This is a genomic window from Bradyrhizobium septentrionale (genome assembly GCF_011516645.4).
Lineage (GTDB): Bacteria > Pseudomonadota > Alphaproteobacteria > Rhizobiales > Xanthobacteraceae > Bradyrhizobium > Bradyrhizobium septentrionale.
In genome coordinates this window covers 2,162,367-2,181,326 of sequence record NZ_CP088285.1, presented here as the reverse complement: position 1 = coordinate 2,181,326, position 18,960 = coordinate 2,162,367, and the positions used below count along the sequence as shown (strand labels likewise).

Here is an 18,960-nt window from a genome sequence, read left to right as displayed (position 1 = left end):
TAGACCCTGAGAAAAGGCCCTTTTTTCATGCGGAACCGGGCCCGATTCGCCCATAAAATGACCCAATAGCCCCATGCAACCGACCGCCGACTTCGACCCCGCCCGTCTTGCCCGCTCGCTGCTGCGCCGCAGCCGCCAGGGGGCGCTCGCTACGCTGATGACCGGTACCGGCGATCCCTATTGCTCGCTGGTCAATCTGGCCAGCCATCCCGACGGCTCGCCGATCCTGCTGATTTCGCGGCTGGCGCTGCATACGAAGAACATCCGGGCCGACGGCCGGGTGTCGCTGATGCTGGACGAGCGCGCCGAGGGCGACCCGCTGGAGGGCGCCAGGATCATGCTGGGGGGTAAAGCCGAGGAGGTCGCGCAAGCTGAGCGGGAGCTCGTCCGCCGCCGCTATCTCGGCGCCCATCCTTCGGCGGAAGCCTTTGTAGAATTTAAGGATTTTTCGTTCTTCCTGATAAAGCCGAGCGGCGCCCATCTGGTCGCCGGGTTCGGCCGTATCGTCGACCTCAAGCCGGCGCAGTTCCTGACCGATCTCGGCGGGGCCGAAGCGCTGCTGGAGGCTGAGCCCGGCGCGGTGGCCCATATGAACGGAGATCACCGCGAGGCCATGAACCTCTACGCCACGCGGCTACTCGGCGCGGAAAGTGCCGACTGGCTCTGCACCGGCTGCGACCCGGAGGGCATGGACATGCAGGCCGGCCGCAACACGCTGCGGCTCGATTTCCCCGAAAGGGTCACCAACGGCACCGAGCTGCGCAAGATGCTGGTGCGGCTCGCCGGCGAGGCGCGCGCCAGGCAATAGAAAGACGGCTCGACAATCCGCGGGGCGTGCCTTGAACGAACGCCGCCGCTGCCGCGACCCAAGGCTGCGCAGCGAGCATGCGGGCAGCGAGGCATGATGTCGCATGGCCGCTGCTCCTTGCGCGATCGTCGCAGTGCCGGGAGCGAGCCGCATGAAGTCAGGCATTCATTTGATCGTCACGCTTGGGCTTGCGCTGGCCGCGAGCAGTAGCCTCTCCGCGCCGTCGTTCGCGCAGCAGGGCAGCGTCGCGGCGCTCAGTGCCAAAATCAACGCGCTCAGCCGCGCCGGCAAATATGCCGAGGCGCTACCGCTGGCGCAGGGCCAGCTCGACAGCCTCGAAAAGAAATACGGGTCCGACAACCGCGATGTCGCGGCGGCGCTGAACAATCTCGCCCAGATCTACGGCGCGCAGGGCCGCGACGCCGAGGCCGAGCCGCTGTTGAAGCGCGCCATCGCGATCCTCGACCGAGTGTCGGGGCTTGATTCCGCCGACGCTGCGCCTGAACTGAACAACCTTGCCGCGCTCTATCAGCGGCAGGAGCGCTATGCCGACGCCGAGCCGTTGTTCAAGCGGGCGCTGGCGATCCGCGAGAAGGCGCTGGGTCGAAACCATCCCGATCTCGGGCAGTCGCTCAACAATCTCGCGACGCTCTACGAGAAGCTCGGCCGCCACGCGGATTCGGAGCCGCTGTTCAAGCGCGCGCTCGCGATCTACGAAAAGGCGGCTGGTCCCGAGCATCCCGCGGTCGCGACCCTGCTCAACAATATCGGCCAGGTCGAGAAGGTGCAGGGGCGCTATTCGGAGGCCGAACCGCTGATCAGGCGCTCGCTTGCGATCCGCGAGAAAGTGCTCGGGCGCGAGCATCCCGATGTGGCGCGCTCGCTCAACAATCTCGCCGATCTTGATGAGCGGCAGCGCCGCTATGCCGATGCCGAGCCGCTCTATCAGCGCGCAGTCGCGATCCGGCAAGGCGCGCTCGGACCCGATCATCCCGATCTTGCAATATCGCTCAACAACCTTGCCGGGCTCTACCAGGCCGAAGGCCGCAGCGCGGACGCGCTGCCGATCGTCGAGACCACGATCACGAATGGCCGGGCGCAGCTCCGCGTGGCGCTGCCGGTCTTGCTCGCCGCGCAGCGCCAGCAATTGCTGGCCGGCGACCGCGCGCTCGACGCTGCGCTAAACGTCGTCCAGCGCGCCACCCAATCGTCGGCGGCGTCGGCCGTGAACAAGCTTGCGGTGCGGCTTGCCGCCGGCACCGACCGCCTCGCGCAACTGGTGCGTCGCGACCAGGACCTCGCGGCGGAAGCCGAGGCGCTCGATAAGTCGCTGCTCTCGGCGGTGTCGAAGGACCGCGCCAAACGCGACGCCGCAGGGGAAGCGCGCAGCCGTGCGCGGCTCGCCGCGATCGCCACCGAGCGCGCCGGCCTGCAAAAGACCTTTGCGACCGAGTTCCCCGACTATGCCGCGCTGTCGAATCCCATGCCGATGACTGCGCGGGAAATCCAGGCGCTGCTCTCGCCCGACGAGGCGATGGTGCTGTTCGCGGTCGCTGACAAGGAAAGCTTCGTGTTCGCGCTGACCCGCGACGCGGTCGACTGGAAGCCGGTCTCCCTTGGCGGCGATGCGCTGTCTGCCAAGGTTGCTGCATTTCGTCGCGGGCTCGATATCGGCAAGGCGAGCGACGCCAGCGGCAAGGCCGGCCTGTTCGATCTCGCACTGGCCAATGAACTCTACGCGGCGCTGCTCGGCCCGGTCGATGCGCTGGTCAGGGACAAGCGAAGCCTGCTGGTCGCGCCCGTAGGAGCGCTGACAGCGCTACCATTCCATTTGCTGGTCACCGAGCCGCCGCCTTCAGCGATTCCCGAAACATTTGCCGGCTATCGCGACGCGGCGTGGCTGTTGAAGCGGCAGGCGGTATCGGTGTTGCCTGCGGCTTCCAGCCTGAAGGCGTCGCGCGTCTTCGCGCGCAAGGAGCAGAGCACAAAGCCGCTGACCGGCTTTGGCGATCCGCTGTTCAATCCGTCGCGCGAGGGCTCGGGCAGTGGCCGCACCGCGGTCAAGCAGGCCTCGCGCGCGCTGGTGACGTCGGCCTACACCGATTTCTGGCAGGGCGCCGGCGTCGATCGTGCGCGGCTTGCCGCCGCGCTGCCGCAACTGCCTGACACCGCCGACGAATTGAATGCGGTCGCAAAGGATCTCGGCGCCGAAGCCTCCGACATCCATCTCGGCGCTGAAGCGAGCGAAACCACGGTGAAGCGCGCGCCACTGGCTGATTACGCAATCATCTATTTCGCAACGCATGGCCTTGTTGCAGGCGATGTGAAGGGTGTTGCGGAACCTTCGCTCGTGTTGAGCATTCCTAATCAGCCGTCAGACCTTGACGACGGACTGCTCACCTCGAGCGAGGTCGCGCAGCTCAAGCTCAACGCCGATTGGGTGGTGCTATCTGCGTGCAACACGATCGCCGGCGACAAGCCCGGTGCCGAAGCCCTGTCAGGGTTGGCGCGCTCGTTCTTCTATGCGGGCGCGCGAGCACTGCTGGTGTCGCACTGGTCGGTGGATTCGGAGGCCGCGACGCGGCTGACCATTTCGACCTTCGATCGCCTGAAGGCCGATCCCAAGCTGGGACGCGCGGAGGCGTTGCGCCAGGCGATGCTCGCCTATCTCAACGACACATCCTCGGCGCGAAATGCATACCCGGCATTCTGGGCGCCGTTCGCCCTGATCGGCGAAGGCGCGGCCCGCTAGCTGGCACCTTTTGTGCATCGCAACGCCTTGTGCGCAGCGAGAAAGGTAGTGGAACGCCGCCCGACTGCTGTGAAAACAAAGCGAAAGTGAAAGCGAAACGAAAGGGTCCCGCGCTGCGGTATTTGCGCCAGATGATGTGCCCGCATTGGAATCAACCAAAAGCCGTTCGACTGGCTTGGCAAGCCCGGCGATCCCCACTATTAGGTCGCCGGACCGGGGCCGAGAGGCTATATTCTGATGACGGTCACCGCGGCGGGGCGCGATTAGCGACATTCGCGCGAACAAGGATACGCGGGTTCGAGGAGGTACTTCGTGCAAGAGACGGGCGTGCATAACGGTGCCTTCGGCGCCGACAAATTCGGCTTAAAGAATCTCAAGGGCGTGCATTGGAACTATGGCGCGCCGCAGCTTTACGAGCATTCGTTGCGCAATGGCGAAGCGGTGCTCTCGGCCGATGGCGCGCTTTGCGCGGATACCGGTGAGTTCACCGGCCGCAGCCCGAAGGACAAGTTCACGGTCCGCGACGACCTGACCGACAAGAGCATGTGGTGGGCTGGCAACCAGTCGATCACGTCGGAGCAGTTTGCGGCGCTCTACGCCGACTTCCTCAAGCATGCCGAAGGCATGACGCTGTTCGCGCAGGATCTCTATGGCGGCGCCGATCCGACGCATCGCATCAAGACCCGCGTCTTCACCGAGCTCGCTTGGCACTCGCTGTTCATCCGCACGCTGCTGATTCGCCCCGAAACGTCGGAGCTCGCGAGCTTCGTGCCGGAACTCACGATCATCGATCTGCCGAGCTTCCGCGCCGATCCGAAACGTCACGGCTGCAAGTCGGAGAACGTTGTCGCGATCGATTTCGCCCGCAAGATCGTCCTGATCGGCGGGTCTTATTATGCCGGCGAGATGAAGAAGAGCGTGTTCACCACGCTGAACTTCTACCTGCCCGAGAAGGGCGTGATGCCGATGCACTGCTCGGCCAATGTCGGCCCCGACGGCGACAGCGCGATCTTCTTCGGCCTGTCAGGCACCGGCAAGACCACGCTCTCGGCCGACCCCAAGCGCACGCTGATCGGCGATGACGAGCACGGCTGGAGCGCCGACGGCATCTTCAATTTCGAAGGCGGCTGCTACGCCAAGTGCATCAAGCTCTCCGCCGAGGCCGAGCCCGAGATCTACGCCGCCAGCAAGCGCTTCGGCGCGGTGCTGGAAAACGTCGTGCTCGGTGCCAACGACCGCGTGCCCGATTTCGACGACGGCTCGAAGACCGAGAACACCCGCTCGGCCTATCCGCTCGATTTCATCCCGAACGCCTCGCGCACCGGCCGCGCGCCGCATCCGAAGAATGTGGTGATGCTCGCCGCCGACGCCTTCGGCGTGATGCCGCCGATCGCCAAGCTGACGCCGGCACAGGCGATGTATCACTTCCTGTCCGGCTACACCGCGAAGGTCGCGGGCACCGAGCGCGGGCTCGGCAACGAGCCGCAGCCGGAATTCTCGACCTGCTTCGGTTCGCCGTTCCTGCCGCGCGATCCGTCGGTCTACGGCAATCTGCTGCGCGAGCTGATCGCCAAGCACAATGTCGATTGCTGGCTGGTCAACACCGGCTGGACCGGCGGCAAGTACGGCACCGGCCGCCGCATGCCGATCAAGGTGACGCGCGCGCTGCTCACCGCGGCGCTGAACGGCAGCTTGCGTAACGCCGACTTCCGCACCGACAAGTATTTCGGCTTCGCGGTGCCGACCTCGCTGCCGGGCGTCGAACCGCACGTCCTCGATCCGATCAAGACCTGGGCCGACAAGGTCGAGTTCGACAAGACCGCGCGTGCGCTGGTCGGCATGTTCCAGAAGAACTTTGCCAAGTTCGAAGCGCAGGTCGACGCCGAAGTCCGTGCCGCCGCGCCGGAAGTGAAGCTGGCGGCGGAGTAGTTCGCGCGCTGATACGTGATTTGAAAAGGCGGCCCTCGCGGCCGCCTTTTTGTTTGCAGTTGTCTTCCTCTATCCGCGCGACACTTCCTCGTTCCGTCACCCTGAGGAGCGTGCTCTTGCGCGCGTCTCGAAGGGTCGACGGCCACCAGCCGGGCCGTGCATCCTTCGAGGCTCGCAAGGGCTCGCACCTCAGGATGACGGGGCGGGGGCGGAGTGTGCTTCGCTATTCGCCTCTACCCGCTACTCGCCCATCTCCGGCAGCACCGCGTTGCTTGGCGTCTGGCGGTCGGTGATCTGCAGGCCGAACAGGCTGCCGATCAATTCGACCGCGACGCGCGCGGTGCGGCCGCGCTCGTCGAGGAAGGGATTGAGCTCGACGATATCGAGCGAGCGCACCAGCCCGGAATCGTGCAGCAGCTCCATAATGAGGTGCGCTTCCCGATAGGTCGCGCCACCAGGCACCGTGGTGCCGACGCCGGGCGCCACCGCCGGGTCGAGGAAGTCGACATCGAACGAGACATGCAGCACGCCGTTCTTGGCCCTGACGCGCTCGATGACGCGACGGGTCAGCACGGCGACGCCGAACTCGTCGATCTGGCGCATGTCCGATATCGCGACGTTGCGTTGCCGCAGCAGCTTGCGCTCCAGCGGATCGACCGAGCGGGTGCCGATCAGGTCGAGCTGATCGGGCGGGATCGAGGCGCGCGGCAGCCCGCCGAGCAGGTCGTCGAGGCCAGCCTCGCCGCACAGGAAGGCCGCGGACATGCCGTGCATGTTGCCGGTGATGGTGGTGGCCGGCGTGTTGTAGTCGGCATGCGCGTCGACCCACAGCGCAAACAGCGGCCGGCCCTTCTCCTGCCAGTAGCGCGCGACGCCGTTGATCGATCCCATCGACAGCGAGTGATCGCCGCCCATGAAGATCGGAATCGCGCCGGAATGCGCCAGCCAGTAGGCGCGCTCGGAGAGCGCGCGGGTCCAGGTCTTCACCTCGTCGTAGAATCTGGTGTTCGCCGGCACCGGGCCGTCGGCGACCACGGCCGGGATCGCCAGGTTGCCGTGGTCGTCAACTTGGAAGTCGAGCTGCTCGAGCAGGCGGGCGATGCCTGCGGTGCGCAGCGCGTCCGGTCCCATCAGCGGACCGGCCTGCGATGCGCCGATCTCGATGGGAACGCCCAGCAAAGCGATGCGCGATGGTCGGGAATTGTCGGCTTCGGACATGCGGCGATGCTCCCAAAGGCGTGAAACAGAAGCGACGCGCCAATGTTCCCTCAACCCCTGAAATAGGCAATCCGGTCGCAACAGGCCAATGTGGATATGTGCGCTTCGCCTCGGTTTGACGCGTTTTCTTCACGCGAACCGGTGCCCATCCCGCATCAAGTGCGGGACAGGCCCCGCTTGAAAACGCTATGCCTTGAAGTAAGCGATCTGCGTCGTGGTCGCGAGCAGGCGGCCGGAGGGCGACCACAATTCGCCGTGCTGGTCGCCATAGCTCTTGTGGAAGGTCTTGGCGTCGGCCGTGGCGAGCACGCGGGTGGTGTCCTCTGCGTCCAGGTCCGCCGCGTCGGCGTGGAAATAGGTCGTCAGCGACACCGTGCCGAACGGCACCAGCTCGTGCCGCGCGTGGAACACGCGGCCGAAGAAGGCGTCCGACATCGACATCAGCGACAGCGCATCAAGCTTGCGCGGCACGCGGTCGGCAATCCACATCTTGGAATAGGCGCTCGACGGCTCCTTCGCGGCGCTGCCGCTGAATTTCGGCTCGCCCTCGGCAAAGCGGAAATCGTACTGATTGGCCCAGGTCATTGCGAGCTTCGGATAGGACCGGAGCTGCTCGAACGGCACCGCGCCGGGAAAGTCGGCCGGCTGGTGCGACCACGAGGGCCGGCGCTCGGCGAACACCGCGGTCGCCAGCGTCGCGACCTCGCCGCCGCCCTGCGTCATCTCGACCGACCAGTGCTGGCTCGAACGATTGGCCTTGACCAGGCGGACATCGAGATCGAACACGCCCTCGGCGACCGGCGCGCAGTAATTGACCGTCAGTGCCAGCGGATCGCCCGCGCGCTGCGGATGCTGCATCAGCGCCCGCAGGATGGTCGCCGCCGTGCAGCCGCCGAACGGGCCGACGAACGCCCAGTAATCCGGGCTGGTCCGTCCCTGCCAGCGGCTGTCACCGGCGGTCACGGCGGTGGCTTCATCGAAAAGGTGCGGGGTCTTGGTGAGCATACTCTTTGGTTCCGTCATTGCGAGCGAAGCGAAGCAATCCAATGCCGCAAAGCAAGTCTGGATTGCTTCGTCGCGGAGTTCATCATCGGGCCGGCCAGGGGCCGGACCCGTTGGCTCCTCGCAATGACGCTCTCATCTGGACAAGCACTACCCCGGCAACCACGCCGAATTCAATGACGTCGGGCGTAATCGATTTCCGCGTCGCGGGATTAGCCCTTCGCCTCGCGCTGAACGCCAAGCTGCGGCGAGGCGGTCGGATGCACCGGCACGTGCCAGATGTCCTCGGCATATTCCCGGATGGTGCGGTCGGAGGAGAACCACGCCATGCGGGCCACGTTGAGGATCGAGGCGCGGGTCCAGGCGGAAGGCACGCGCCAGCGGGCGTCGATGCCGCGCTGCGCGTCGTAGTAGGAATCGAAATCGGCCGAGACCATGTAGTGGTCGAGGTAGCGCAGCGCGTGCCCGATCGAGGCGAAGCGGGCGGGATCGCCGGGCGAGAACTCGCCGCTCTCGATGGCGCGGATCGCGCGCTCCAGCCGCGGTGAGTTACGGATCGCGTCGCTGGCGTCCAATCCCTGCTTGCGGCGGACCATGACATCGCCGGCCTCCAGGCCGAAGATCGCGATGTTTTCCTCGCCGACATTGTCGCGGATCTCGATATTGGCGCCGTCCAGCGTGCCGATGGTCAGCGCGCCGTTCAGCGCGAGCTTCATGTTGCCGGTGCCCGAGGCCTCCATGCCGGCGGTCGAGATCTGCTCGGAGAGATCGGCGGCCGGGATGATCACCTCGGCGAGGCTGACATTGTAGTCGGCGAGGAAGACGACCTTCAGCTTGCCGCCGAGCGATGCATCGTTGTTGACGATTTCGGCGACGTCGCTGATCAGCTTGATGATCAGCTTGGCATAACGATAGCTCGCCGCGGCCTTGCCCGCGAAGATTTTGACGCGCGGCACCCAGTCGCGTTGCGGCTCGTCCTTCATCGCGTGATACAGCGCGATGGTCTCCAGGACGTTGAGCAGCTGCCGCTTGTATTCGTGGATGCGCTTGATCTGCACGTCGAACAGCGCCGACGGATCGACCTGGATGCCGTTGCGCTCGCGGATCAGCCGCGCCAGCGTCAGCTTGTTGTGATGCTTGACGTCGCGGAAGCGCTTCTGGAATTCGAGATCGCTCGAATGGGTTTCGAGCCGTTCGAGCAGCGAGAAGTCGTCGAGCACGGCCTCACCGCAGGCCTCGCGCAGCAGCGCGGTCAGCCGCGGATTGGCCAGCATCAGCCAGCGGCGGATGGTGATGCCGTTGGTCTTGTTGGTGATGCGCGACGGATAGAGATGATGGAGGTCGTGGAATACGGTTTCCTTCATCAGGTCGGAATGCATCGCCGAGACGCCGTTGATGCGGTGCGAGCCGACGAAGGCGAGCTGGCCCATCCGCACCCGGCGGCCGCTCCGCTCGTCGATCAGCGACACCGACGCGCGATATTCGATATCGCCGGGGAAGCGTTCCTCGGCGAGCGCGAGGTGCGCCACATTGATGCGGTAGATGATCTCGAGATGGCGCGGCAACAGCCGCTCGAACAATTCGACCGGCCAGGTCTCGAGCGCCTCCGGCAGCAGCGTGTGGTTGGTGTAGGAGAAGGTCGCGACCGTGATCTTCCAGGCCTCGTCCCAGCGGAAATTGTGCAGGTCGACCAGGATGCGCATCAACTCGGTGACTGCGAGGCTCGGATGGGTGTCGTTGAGCTGCACGGCGGCCTTCTGCGCGAGGCTGCGCAGGCCGCCGTCGGAGGCGAGCTGCCGCTTCACCAGATCCTGCAGCGACGCCGAGACGAAGAAATATTCCTGGCGCAGCCGGAGCTCGCGGCCCGCCGCGCTCTCGTCGTTCGGATAAAGGAATTTGCAGATCGCTTCCGCGCGCGCCTGCTCGGCGCTGGCCGAGACGTAGTCGCCGCTGTTGAAGACGTCGAGCTGGAGCGGATCGGGTGCATGCGCCGACCACAGCCGAAGTGCGTTGACGTGCTGGCCGCGCCAACCCACGATCGGCGTGTCGTAGGCCATTGCCTCGACGGTTTCCGCCGGGTGCCAGGTGGCGCGGTCCCGGCCGCGCTCGTCGACATGCTCGACATGGCCGCCGAAGTGGACGTTGTAGACCACCTCGGGCCGCTGGAATTCCCAGGGGTTGCCGAAGGCGAGCCACTCATCGGGATATTCCTGCTGCCAGCCCTGGTTCATGATCTGGCGGAACAGCCCGAAATCGTAGCGGATGCCGTAGCCGGTCGCAGGGATCGCCAGCGTCGCCATGCTCTCCATGAAGCAGGCCGCCAGCCGTCCGAGGCCGCCATTGCCGAGCGCGGCGTCCGGCTCGCATTTGCGCAGCTCCGAAAGGTCGACGCCGAGGTCGCCGAGCGCGGCTGCGAACACCGGCAACAGCCCCATATTGTTCAGCGCGTCGGTGAACAGCCGGCCGATCAGGAACTCGAGCGAGAGATAATAGACGCGCTTGGCGCCGGCGTCGTAGCTCTGCTTCTCGGCCGTCAGCCAGTGGTGGACGATGCGGTCGCGCAGCGCCAGCGTCGCGGCCTTGTACCAGTCGCGCCTGGTCGCAACGGTGGCGTCCTTGCCGATCGCAAGCCGCAGCTTGGCCAGGATCGCGCCCTTGATCTCGGTCAGTGCCAGCTCATCGATCGGCTGGTTCAATGCCGGGTAGTTTGTTTGTTCCTGCAACGCCCAATCCCTGCCGTTCAGACTTCGAAGATCATGATGCGATCATAGTGTCCGGATCATGCCCCAAGATCATGCCCGAAGCCGATGATACGCGTGTTGCATGGCAATCGAAACCGCCCGAAACGTTGCCGTGCCCAGCGCTGCCGATATTTTATGCAAGGACCGGGCCGATTTAGGGGCCTTCGGAACCGTCGTTGCCGGTGCTACGATCGGCCATGAAAGCCTAAATCTTGCGGCAATTTGGCGGAGGATGCGTGATGAGACTCGTGATCGAGATCGCGGCCGCAGCATTGCTCATGGTGTGCATCACGGCGACCAGCGCGGCTTACGCAGCGGGCAAACTCGGCCGCAGCGCCGACGGCCTGAGCTGCAGCTTCAGCATGGCGCAGAACGCCTCGCCGGCCGCGCGCTGCGCCGCCATCAAGCGGCAATGCGGCGGCAAGTTCTACGCAAATGCCTGCGGTGACAAATTGCTGTCGGCGGCGAATTAAGCCGGCGCACAAGGCGTTTCACGCGCAATCGGGAACACCGTGGTGATACGGATTCCCAAGGTTTAACAAGTTCTTTACAACCACACCTGTCGCTCGTGGGGCGGGCACATATTTTAGCTCCGACGCATTTCATTTCGAAGCAATTTTCAACGGGCCGCTGACATTTGTCGGCGGCCCGAATTGGTTGTGGGAGCCGTGCGAGCATGGCGACCGCTTTTTCATCAGGAAACGGCAGTCACCACAATTCGTCGCCCCGGCGAAGGCCGGGGCCCATAACCACAGCCGTTAGAGAAGATGGGACAGGTCGCTCCACTCCGGATTATCTTGCTCGATCAGGCGAATCTTCCAGTCGCGGCGCCATTCCTTCAGCGCTTTTTCCCGTGCAATCGCCTCCTGTGGCGAAGCGTAGACCTCTACGTAAACCAGTCGCATGACGCCGTATTTCTTGACGAATTGTGAGCCGCGTCCGGAGCGATGGAGCGTCAGCCGATTGCAAAGATCGTTGCTGACGCCGATGTAGAGCGTCCCATGGCGGCGGCTCGCGAGAATGTAAACGTAGTAGGCTGCGGCATTCATTTCAGGGCACCGATCACGTGAGATGTCCGATCGCGGTGGTTATGGGCCCCGGCCTTCGCCGGGGCGACGCCTATTGATGGCATCAGAACGAATTAAGAACACTTTAGCAAGTCTTTGATATATCATTGTGATTCGGCGCAGGCGCCGACACAATATCTATGGTCTCTCTGTCTCCACGAGGACTACATGTCCACCATCGCGTTCGATCCATTCGCTCTGACCCGGATTGCCGATTTCGCACGATCGCTGTCGCGGCTGCATCAGGCTTCGCGTCGCCAGCCGATCGACGACGACCAGCTCGATCGCGAATTCAATGCGGTCTGCATGTCGATCTGGGGCTACACCACGGATGATTTCGGCGACGAGCTGTTCTCATCAGAGGATCACGCCTGGCTCGACGCGCTCGATGAAGCGCATGCGCGCATCTTCGCCGCCGAGCACGGTTACGATCTGGTCGACGATCACGGCATGCTGACGGATTGGTGGGGCTATTGCTGGATGATCCTCGCCGAGAAGCGCGGCATCCTCAACCCGGAGAACCGCGCGGCCGCGCGTGCCGCGATCGAGGAGAAATACATGGCCGCGCCGAACGTGATCGGCGTGATCGTGGCGCGCTAGCCGTTTTGCGTCATTGCGAGCGCCAGCGAAGCAATCCATCGCGCCACAACGGAATCTCCTCGCAATGACGGCTTGCGCCGTCAGTTCGCCTCGGCCCGCTTGGCGGGCTTTGCCGCGTTGCCCTTCGGCACCACCGAGGACGGCGCCGACGGCGCGACATCGCGGCTGGTCTCCGGCAGCGGCGCGTCGCCGGCGAGCTCGGCGCTGACGGGAGCGACCTTCATTTCGCCGAGCCGCGCGCGGACCGCCGCGGTCAGTCCGGGATAGGAGGCGATCGGCGTGAAGTCGAAGGACTGCTCGTTGCCGACGCGGACGCCGGTATAGGCGACGAGGCCGTCGGTGGTCGCGATCACGTCGCCGGCACGCAGCGAGGCATCGAGCGCGAGGTCGACCGGCGCAAGCCCGGCGGGGTCGCGGCCGTTGCAGGTGCAGTCGGCGCGCAGCGCCTTGCGATAGGCGAAGGCGTTTTCACTGTCGGCATAGCGCTCGCCGGTGGTCGACGCGGCACTGTCGATATGGCCGCCGTAATAGACCTTGGTCGCGCTCGCCGGACAGAACGCCTGGCAGAGCTGCGCCGGCGTCGCATTGCCGCGCATGGTGAGCGGAAAATATTTGCCGTCGCAGCTGCGCACACAATAAGCGGGCCCGGAACCGGCCACGCGCGGCGCCGAGATGGGCGCGGACGTCTGCCGTTCCGGCTGCTGGTTGAGGCCGAACGGATCGGCGAAGAAATTGGCCTGGGGCGGGGCCTGCCGGCCCTGCTGCTTCTGGGAACCGCCGAAGAACAAGTCGAACAGCCCTTCGGCCGAGACGGGCGCGGGGACGACCAGCACGGAACCCGCAAACGCTGCGGCGGCAAGCATCACGCGGCGCCGCATGCGCCGATCACTCAACTCTGTACGCAACGCCAACTCCACCGACGCACCACGCCGCGGCGACAAGGTGCCCCGGCGGATTCACCATAGTGCGGGATGGTAAACGAGCGATTGATCGTGCGTGACGGCGTCACAGGAAGAAGGCGAAGCTGCGCGAATCTTATCTACCTCGCCCCGCTTGCGGGGAGAGGTCGGATCGCATGCAGCGTTAGCGGAATGCGATCCGGGCTAAGGGGTACAGGTCTCTCGACGATCGCAACTGAGGAGAGAGGCCCCTCACCCCAACCCTCCAAGAGCGAGCTTCGCTCGTCTCGACCCCGCATCCGCCTTCGCCCGAAGGCGGGCTTCGGCGGACAAGAGAGCGGGGCGAGGGAGAACAGAAAGTCTCAGCCCTTCAAAAACTCGCCGGCCTTGTACAGCGCGCGGAACGGCAGTCCGGCTTCGGCAAACGTCTCGGTGGCGCCTTCCTCGCGGTCGACCATGGTGAAGACCAGCGCGATCTCGCCGCCGGCCTCGCGCACGGCTTCCACCGCTTTCAGCGCCGAGCCGCCTGTCGTGGTGACGTCCTCGACGATCACGATCCGCTTGCCTGCCAGGGTCTCTCCCTTGGCGAGCCCTTCGACGGCAAGCCGCGCGCCGTGCTCCTTCGGCTTCTTGCGCACGAAGAAGGCGGCGATCGGGTGGCCCTTCAGCCAGGAGAGCTGTGCGATGGCGCCGGCGAGCGGCACTGCGCCCATCTCGAGCCCGCCGACGAAATCCAGATTGTCATCCTTCAGCGCCTCATAGGTGAGCTCGGCGAGCAGCGCCGCGCCTTCGGGATCGAGCATCGTCGGCTTCAGGTTGAAATAGAAGTCGCTCTTGCGGCCCGACGCCAACGTGATCTCGCCGCGGCCGAACGAACGCTTGCGGATGATCTCGGCGAGGCGGGCGCGGGAGGCTGATTTGGACAAGGCTTTTTCCCTTTGGGGGCTTTTAGGGGTTTGCGGCGGCCGGCAATCTATCGGCGGTCTCCGGCACATTCCAGCGGGTAAATCCCGCCGTCAACAGTGCCCGCGCCGCCATTTCAGCGCAGCCGTGTGCGGAAAGCGCGGGTTGTGCCATCAACGCCTTCCCCCTAAAGCAAGCGCCAAACACTTGCGAGGGAAGCGGAAATGTCCATCGAGCTGCACACCTGGAACACGCCCAACGGCCGCAAGATCTCCGTCGCGCTGGAGGAAATGGGCCTGCCCTACAAGGTGATCCCGGTGAATATCGGCAAGGGCGAGCAGATGGCGCCCGGCTTCCTCGAAATCAGCCCGAACAACAAGATCCCCGCGATCGTCGACCCGGATGGCCCCGGCGGCAAGCGTATCAGCATCTTCGAGTCCGGTGCGATCCTGCTCTATCTCGGCGAGAAGACCGGCAAGTTCCTGCCGAAGCCGCTCGCCGAGCGGATTCCGGTCTATGAATGGCTGATGTGGCAGATGGGCGGTTTCGGCCCGATGCCGGGCCAGGTGCATCATTTCATCGCGCTGGAGGACGAGCAGGACCGCGCCTATGGCCTGAAGCGCTACATGGCTGAGACGCGGCGGCTCTACGGCGTGCTGGACCGTCGGCTGGATGGCCGCGACTTCGTCGCCGGCGATCTCTCGGTCGCCGATTTCGCCATCCTCGGCTGGGCCTGGCGCCATCCGCGCCACAAGGTCGATCTGGCCGACTTCCCCAACGTCAAGCGCTGGTACGAGACGCTGATGGCCCGCCCCGCCACCAAGCGCGGCATGGACGCGAAGCTGGATTGAGGGTGCGACGGCTGTCATCACCCGCGAATGCGGGTGATCCAGTATTCCAGAGACGTCTGTGCTTTAGCCGAGGGGTCTCGGCGTACTGGATGCCCCGCCTTCGCGGGGCATGACAGCGTTACGCCCTCCGCGCTTCCAGCGCCATCTTCATCGCAAGCCCTGCGAGCACCGTGCCCATCAGCCAGCGCTGCACCAGCAGCCAGGTCGGGCGGGTGCCGAGGAACACCGCGATCGAGCCGGCGGCGAGCGCGATCATCGCGTTGACGCTGACGCTGATCACGATCTGGATCGAGCCGAGCGCGAGCGACTGCGTCAGCACGCTGCCGCCTGCGGGATCGATGAACTGCGGCAGCAGCGCGAGATAAAGCATCGCGATCTTCGGGTTCAGCAGATTGGTGACGAAGCCCATCGCAAACAGCTTGCGCGGGCCGTCGACCTTGAGCGTCCTGACCTGGAACGGCGAGCGGCCGCCAGGCTTCAGCGCCTGCCATGCCAGCCAGAGCAGATAGGCGGCGCCGGCAAAGCGCAGCGCGTCATAGGCGTAGGGAATCGCAAACAGCAGCGCGGTGATGCCGAACGCCGCGCACAGCATGTAGAACACGAAGCCGAGCGCAACGCCGCCGAGCGAGACGATGCCGGCCCCGGGCCCTTGCGTGATCGAGCGCGAGATCAGGTACATCATGTTCGGGCCCGGCGTCAGCACCATGCCGAGGCAGACGAGTGCAAAGCCGAGCAGAGCGGATGTGTGGGGCATGATGGGTCTCGCGAGGGGATGCACGCATTTCTAGCGTGTCATCCGCCACGCGGCCATGCTGGAATTGCTCTCGGAGCAATGTAGCGGCAGCGGTGGTGCGAGGGCTCCCTCTCCCGCTTGCGGAGGAGGGCGGGGTGGGGGTGTCTCCGCGCAGAATCTTTCAGCGGTGAGAGCCCCCACCCGCCGCACGCTTCGCGCGCGTCGGCCTCCCTCGCAAGCGGGAGAGGCAAGAAAGCTAGTGCGCCTCGTCCCAATTGTTGGCGGCGCGGGCGTCGACCTGCAGCGGCAGCGACAGGATCACCGCGGGGAACGGCGCATCCTGCATCACCTTTTGCACGACGGGCAGCGTCGCCGCGACTTCGTCGTCGGGCACCTCGAAGATCAGTTCGTCGTGCACCTGCAGCAGCATCTGCGCCGAGAGCTTCTTCTCGGCGAGTGCGTCCTCGACCCGGATCATGGCGCGGCGGATGATGTCGGCGGCGGTGCCCTGCAGGCGGGCGTTGATCGCGGCGCGTTCGTTGAAGGCGCGCACCGAGGCGTTGGAGGCCTTGATATCGGGGTAATAGCACTTGCGGCCGAACAGCGTCGTCACATAGCCGTTGCGGCGGCAGAAGTCCTTGGTCTCGTCCATATAGGCGCGGATGCCCGGGAAGCGCTCGAAATATTTCTTGATGTAGGCGGAAGCTTCCTCGCGGGCGATGCCGAGCTGGTTGGCGAGGCCGAACGCCGAGATGCCGTAGATGATGCCGAAGTTGATCGCCTTGGCGCGGCGGCGCACCTCGCTCGGCATATCCTTGATCGGCACGCCGAACATTTCGGAGGCGGTCATGGCGTGAATGTCGAGCCCGTCGCGGAATGCCTGACGCAGCACCGGCACGTCGGCGATCTCGGCAAGCAGCCGCAGCTCAATCTGGGAGTAGTCGGCCGACACCAGCTTGTGACCCGGCGTCGCGATGAAGGCGCGGCGGATCTTGCGGCCGTCCTCGGTTCTGACAGGGATGTTCTGCAAATTCGGCTCGTTCGACGACAGCCGCCCCGTCGTGGTCGCAGCCAGCGCGTAGGTGGTGTGCACACGATGGGTCTGCGGATTGACGTAGGTCGGCAGCGCGTCGGTGTAGGTCGATTTCAGCTTCGAGACCTGGCGCCACTCCAGGATCTTCTTGGGGAATTCGAGGCCTTGTTCAGCGAGATCGTCCAGCACCTGCGCGGTGGTCGACCAGGCGCCGGTCTTGGTCTTGGTGCCGCCTGGCAATCCCATCTTGCCGAAAATGATGTCGCCGATTTGCTTCGGGCTGCCGACATTGACCGGCTCGCCGGCGATCTGCTGGATCTCGGCCTCGACGCGCGCCGCGGTCTGGGCGAAATCACCCGACAGGCGCGACAGCACCTGGCGGTCGATCGAGATGCCGCGCCGCTCCATCCGCGCCAGCACCGACACCAGCGGCCGCTCCAGCGTCTCGTAGACCGTGGTCATCCGCTCGGCGACGAGGCGCGGCTTCAGCACGCGCCACAGCCGCAGGATCAAATCGGCGCTTTCGGCGGCGTATTCGGTCGCCTTGTCGATCGTGACCTGATCGAAGGTCAGCTTGCCCTTGCCGCTGCCGACGAGGCCGCCATAGCTGACGACGGCATGCTCGAACCAGCGTTCGGCGAGCGACTCCAGCGCATGCGAGCCACGGCCGGCATCGAGTGCGTAAGACATCAGCTGCGCATCATCGATGTTGCGCAGCGTGATGCCGTGCTGCGCCAGCATCACCGAGGTGAACTTGACGTTGAAGCCGACCTTCTGAATTCCAACGGACTCCAGCAGCGGCTTCAGCGCCGCAAGCGCGTCGGCAGCCTTGATCTGGCCGGGTGCGAGACCTGCATCGAACAGGCCTGCGCCGCCGCCGGGCTGCCGGTGGCTGAGCGGCACGTAGCAGGCGTCGTTCGGCGCCAGTGCCAGTGCAAGTCCCGAGAGCTCGCCTTGCATCGGGTCGATCGATTCGGACATCGCCTCGATCGCGAGATAGCCGGTGTCGGGCACGCGGGCGACGAAGGCCTTGAGCTGGTCGAGGCTGCCGATCGCCTGATACGCCTTGCGGTCGAAGCCGGTGTTGCGGATCGCTTCGCCGCGGGTCCCAGCCAGCGCTCCCGGCGTACCCTTCAGGCTGGAGTTCTTGTCATCGCGCGCGCCGCTCGGCTTGCCGCGCTCTCTCGAAGCCGGCGTTGCGGGTGCAGAAGCGGTCGATCCGTTTCCGGGCGCGGGCGTGACATCCGACGGCGGCAGTGGCGAGAACACGCTGGCGCCGCTCTTGTTGCCGGGATCGGCGTCGACATTGGCGGGATCGATCTGCGCGTATTCGGCGACGCGGCGGGTGAGGGTGGAGAACTCCATCGCCTTGAGGAAGGCGACCAGCCGGCGCGAGTCGGGCTCATGCACGGCAAGGTCGTCGAGCGGCACGTCGAGCGCGACCTTGTCGTCGAGCAGCACGAGCTGGCGCGAGATGCGGGCTTTCTCGGCGTTCTCGAGCAGCGCCTCGCGCCGCTTCGGCTGCTTGATCTCGCCGGCGCGGAACAGCAGCTGATCGAGATCGCCATACTCGATGATCAATTGTGCCGCGGTCTTGATGCCGATGCCTGGCACACCGGGAACGTTATCGGTGGAATCGCCGGCCAGCGCCTGCACCTCGACCACCTTCTCCGGCGGCACGCCGAATTTCTCGATCACCTCGTCGCGGCCGATGCGGCGATCCTTCATGGTGTCGTACATCACGACCTTGTCGTTGACGAGCTGCATCAAGTCCTTGTCGGAAGACACGATCGTCGTGGTGGCGCCGCGCTCGGTCGCCAGCCGCGCATAGGTCGCGATCAGATCATCGGCCTCAAAGCCTGACTGCTCGAGGCAGGGCAGGTCGAAAGCGCGCACCGCCTCGCGGATCAGCGCGAATTGCGGGATCAAATCGTCCGGCGCCGGCGGCCGGTGCGCCTTGTAGTCGGGATAGAGCTTGTTGCGGAAGGTGACCTCTGACTTGTCGAACACGATCGCCAGATGGGTCGGCCGGTTGTCCTCCGGCATGTCGCGCAGCAGCTTCCACAGCATGTTGCAGAAGCCGAGCACGGCATTGACCTGCAGCCCGTCGGACTTGCGGTTCAGCGGCGGCAGCGCGTGATAGGCGCGGAAGATGTAGCCCGAACCGTCGACCAGGAAGACATGGTCGCCCTTCGCCGCGGCCTTGGTAGCAACGGGCTCGGCGGCAACGGGCTTGGGGGCGGTCTTCGGGGCTGATTTGGCGGGGTCTGTGGAGGCTGTTTTCGGCATGGCCGAAACTTAGGGATTTTTGCGCGGATTGACAGCCTTTGCTGTGTGGATTCTGGGTGCGCCGCACAGCGATTTCGGTGGATTTGAGACCCGTCATCCTGAGGAGCCTGCGAAGCAGGCGTCTCGAAGGATCGA

14 protein-coding genes are annotated in these 18,960 nt (G+C 65.1%); 6 read left to right on the top strand and 8 right to left on the bottom strand.

Translation table 11 applies throughout. The features are described from left to right. The first annotated feature begins 73 nt into the window (after positions 1 to 73). The 3 genes from HAP48_RS12225 to HAP48_RS12215 all read left to right on the top strand — a co-directional run bounded on the left by HAP48_RS12225 (position 74) and on the right by HAP48_RS12215 (position 5,489). Positions 74 to 808: a HugZ family pyridoxamine 5'-phosphate oxidase gene (locus HAP48_RS12225; RefSeq protein ID WP_166213590.1), complete on the top strand. Its 735-nt coding sequence runs from the start codon at positions 74 to 76 to the stop codon at positions 806 to 808. Between the two features lie 151 nt (positions 809 to 959). Then, on the top strand, positions 960 to 3,560 hold the full coding sequence (locus HAP48_RS12220) for a CHAT domain-containing tetratricopeptide repeat protein (protein ID WP_166213591.1): 2,601 nt from the start codon (positions 960 to 962) through the stop codon (positions 3,558 to 3,560). Between the two features lie 312 nt (positions 3,561 to 3,872). Continuing rightward, positions 3,873 to 5,489, top strand: a complete 1,617-nt coding sequence (locus tag HAP48_RS12215; RefSeq protein ID WP_166213592.1) for a phosphoenolpyruvate carboxykinase — start codon at positions 3,873 to 3,875, stop codon at positions 5,487 to 5,489. Between the two features lie 240 nt (positions 5,490 to 5,729). Here the strand turns inward: HAP48_RS12215 and rocF are convergent, their stop codons facing one another. The 3 genes from rocF to HAP48_RS12200 form a co-directional block, all read right to left on the bottom strand. Next, positions 5,730 to 6,707 (bottom strand): arginase, encoded by a 978-nt coding sequence (rocF, locus tag HAP48_RS12210; protein WP_166213593.1) that lies wholly within the window; start codon positions 6,705 to 6,707, stop codon positions 5,730 to 5,732. 186 nt (positions 6,708 to 6,893) lie between these two features. Further along, positions 6,894 to 7,712: an acyl-CoA thioesterase gene (locus HAP48_RS12205; protein ID WP_166213594.1), complete on the bottom strand. Its 819-nt coding sequence runs from the start codon at positions 7,710 to 7,712 to the stop codon at positions 6,894 to 6,896. A 209-nt stretch (positions 7,713 to 7,921) separates the two neighbouring features. Beyond that, a complete protein-coding gene (locus tag HAP48_RS12200; protein ID WP_166213595.1) occupies positions 7,922 to 10,432 on the bottom strand; it encodes a glycogen/starch/alpha-glucan phosphorylase in 2,511 nt (836 codons plus the stop codon). Between the two features lie 257 nt (positions 10,433 to 10,689). Between HAP48_RS12200 and HAP48_RS12195 the strand changes: the two genes are divergently transcribed. Further along, positions 10,690 to 10,923, top strand: coding sequence for a hypothetical protein (locus tag HAP48_RS12195; RefSeq protein ID WP_166213596.1), 234 nt, complete (start codon positions 10,690 to 10,692; stop codon positions 10,921 to 10,923). 285 nt (positions 10,924 to 11,208) lie between these two features. Here HAP48_RS12195 and HAP48_RS12190 read toward each other — a convergent pair whose 3' ends face one another. Continuing rightward, the gene (locus HAP48_RS12190; RefSeq protein ID WP_166213597.1) at positions 11,209 to 11,499 is read right to left on the bottom strand and encodes a GIY-YIG nuclease family protein; all 291 of its coding nucleotides are present in this window, start codon (positions 11,497 to 11,499) and stop codon (positions 11,209 to 11,211) included. A gap of 186 nt (positions 11,500 to 11,685) precedes the next feature. Here HAP48_RS12190 and HAP48_RS12185 point away from each other — a divergent pair, with 186 nt between their 5' ends. Next, on the top strand, positions 11,686 to 12,117 hold the full coding sequence (locus HAP48_RS12185) for a hypothetical protein (RefSeq protein WP_029082964.1): 432 nt from the start codon (positions 11,686 to 11,688) through the stop codon (positions 12,115 to 12,117). Positions 12,118 to 12,197: 80 nt separating this feature from the next. Here the strand turns inward: HAP48_RS12185 and HAP48_RS12180 are convergent, their stop codons facing one another. Together HAP48_RS12180 and pyrE are read right to left on the bottom strand one after the other, a co-directional pair. After that, complete coding sequence (locus tag HAP48_RS12180) at positions 12,198 to 12,995, bottom strand: DUF2865 domain-containing protein (RefSeq protein ID WP_166213598.1); 798 nt, start codon at positions 12,993 to 12,995, stop codon at positions 12,198 to 12,200. 383 nt (positions 12,996 to 13,378) lie between these two features. Next, a complete protein-coding gene (gene pyrE, locus HAP48_RS12175) occupies positions 13,379 to 13,942 on the bottom strand; it encodes an orotate phosphoribosyltransferase (protein WP_166213599.1) in 564 nt (187 codons plus the stop codon). Positions 13,943 to 14,143: 201 nt separating this feature from the next. On the opposite strand from pyrE, the gene HAP48_RS12170 reads away from it, so the two are divergent. Then, the gene (locus tag HAP48_RS12170) at positions 14,144 to 14,770 is read left to right on the top strand and encodes a glutathione S-transferase family protein (RefSeq protein WP_166213600.1); all 627 of its coding nucleotides are present in this window, start codon (positions 14,144 to 14,146) and stop codon (positions 14,768 to 14,770) included. Positions 14,771 to 14,888: 118 nt separating this feature from the next. On the opposite strand, the gene HAP48_RS12165 is transcribed toward HAP48_RS12170, so the two are convergent. Together HAP48_RS12165 and polA are read right to left on the bottom strand one after the other, a co-directional pair. Then, positions 14,889 to 15,524: a LysE family translocator gene (locus HAP48_RS12165; protein ID WP_166213601.1), complete on the bottom strand. Its 636-nt coding sequence runs from the start codon at positions 15,522 to 15,524 to the stop codon at positions 14,889 to 14,891. Positions 15,525 to 15,759: 235 nt separating this feature from the next. Beyond that, positions 15,760 to 18,825: a DNA polymerase I gene (polA, locus tag HAP48_RS12160; RefSeq protein ID WP_166213602.1), complete on the bottom strand. Its 3,066-nt coding sequence runs from the start codon at positions 18,823 to 18,825 to the stop codon at positions 15,760 to 15,762. Positions 18,826 to 18,960 lie beyond the last annotated feature (135 nt).